This is a genomic window from Microvirga sp. P4_A5 (assembly GCF_056402495.1).
The window spans coordinates 1-1,713 of sequence record NZ_JBFUHH010000197.1; the positions used below are offsets into that span (position 1 = coordinate 1).

Sequence of the window (1,713 nt, forward strand, 5' to 3'; positions counted from 1 at the left end):
GCTCGATCCGCATCGAGCAGACGGTGTTCGTGGAGCGGGACAGCCAGCGCAAGATCGTGCTCGGCAAGGGCGGCCAGACCATCAAGGCCATCGGCCAGGCGGCGCGGAAGGAAATTGCCGAGATCGCCGAAGCCCCGGTGCACCTGTTCCTGTTCGTGAAGGTGCGCGAGAACTGGGGCGACGATCCCGAACGATATCGGGAAATGGGGCTGGAGTTTCCACGCGGCGGCTAGGGAGCGTTTCAGAGAAAAAAGGCCCGCGCCGAATCCCGGTGCGGGCCTTTTTGTTGCGGCGCCGGATTACTGCGCTTTGCCCTGCAGCAGCGGCGTGATCCGGCGGATCGTCGCCCGGCGGTTCTGGCGCTCGGCGACCTGGGTATTCACCTTCAGGTACTGCTCGCCGTACCCTTGAGTGGTGAGGTTCTCCGCGGGGATGCCGAAACGCTGCGTGAGCAATGTTGCGACCGTCTCGGCGCGGCGATCCGACAGGCTGAGATTGTCCTCGTCCGAGCCGACGGCGTCCGTGTGCCCCTCGACGAGGAAGATCTCGTTCGCATTGGCCGCGAGTGCGCGCTTGATCGCCTCGGCAATGCCGGTCATCGCGCCGACCTGTTGCTCCGGGAGCTCCCAGGAGCCGAACTCGAACGTGATCGTGTCGAGATCGACCCGTCGCATGTAATCGCGAAGGGGCGCGCTCTGGCGGATCTCGTCGAGGGTATAGGCTCGCTCGACCCGCGCCACGGGCGGCGCTTCGAACGCCTCATAGATTTCTTCCTGCGAGGCGTCTTCGATTTCGACCACGTATTCCTCGCGCGGAATGCGGACCACGGGCGGCGGCAGGCGCAGGACGTCCTGCACGAAATAGCCGCGGTCGGGCCGGTTGCCGCGCCGGTTGTCGATCAGCACGATCTCGCGGCCACCCTCGCGTCGGACGCGCCGGACGAGGTTGCCGTCTTCGTCCAGCACGGTCACGATTTCCGAACCGTCCGGACGGCGGACGATGGTGATGTCGTTGCCGTCACGGCGCTCGACGCGGACGTCGGCGTCGCGATAGGTCCGGCGGAACCGAGCCGATTCGTCGTGACGGATGATCATGCGATCACCTTCCCGAACGATCGTTCGATTGCCCGGTTCCTCGATGATCACTCGGCGACCGCCATCCTCGCTGCGCTGGCGGCGCATGCCGCGCAGGTCCTCCATCCGCCGCTCGGTGATATCGGCGGAGGGCAGGGGGCGACCGTCGGGGCCTCGCGTCGTGCCGGCGGGCGGCAGAGGACGCCCGTCGGGAGCCCGCATCTCGCCAACTGGCGGCTGAGGGCGGCCGTTCACGGGGGGAACGGTGACGGCCGGACCCGTCGTGGGAGCGGTCTGGATCGCGGCGGGCGGTTGCGGCCTCGCGCTGGGCTGCGCCGGAGCGGGCGCGGCAGCGGGCGGCGGGGGCGTTACGCTCGGAGTTGGCACCGGAGCCGCGCTTGGTGCGGGAGCCGCACTCGGTGCCGGGGTCGGAGCCGCATTTGGGACGGCGCGCGGAGTGGGCGCTGCAGCCGGAGGGGTCGCGGCCGGAGGGGCGGCAGGCGGTGCCGGGCGAGTTCCCGGCGCAGGGATATCGGGACGGTCGGGCCGGGACGGACGCGTCGTGGGTCGATCCTCCTGCGCAGGGCGCGCGGCCGGGCGCTCCGGTTTGTCGGGAGCAGGCGCGGCGCGGGGCGTGGGG

The 1,713-nt window shown here is 69.7% G+C and carries 3 protein-coding genes; 2 read left to right on the plus strand and 1 reads right to left on the minus strand.

Annotated features, from left to right (window positions below; all coding sequences use genetic code 11):
• Nucleotides 1-233, plus strand: a 233-nt coding sequence (locus tag AC1DVM_RS23075) for a KH domain-containing protein (protein ID WP_477258465.1), incomplete at its 5' end; no start/stop codon positions are given.
• Nucleotides 234-299: 66 nt separating this feature from the next.
• Here the strand turns inward: AC1DVM_RS23075 and AC1DVM_RS23080 are convergent.
• Entirely contained in the window at nucleotides 300-1,295 is a 996-nt protein-coding gene (locus AC1DVM_RS23080) for an OmpA family protein (RefSeq protein WP_477258467.1), read from the minus strand.
• A 43-nt stretch (nucleotides 1,296-1,338) separates the two neighbouring features.
• Here AC1DVM_RS23080 and AC1DVM_RS23085 point away from each other — a divergent pair.
• The coding region (locus AC1DVM_RS23085) for a hypothetical protein (RefSeq protein ID WP_477258469.1) at nucleotides 1,339-1,713 on the plus strand (375 nt) is incomplete at its 3' end.

Coding starts and splice junctions, on each gene's coding strand:
- AC1DVM_RS23080 (WP_477258467.1), bottom strand. CDS start 1,295: ATGCGGGCTCCCGACGGGCGTCCTCTGCCGCCCGCCGGCACGACGCGA.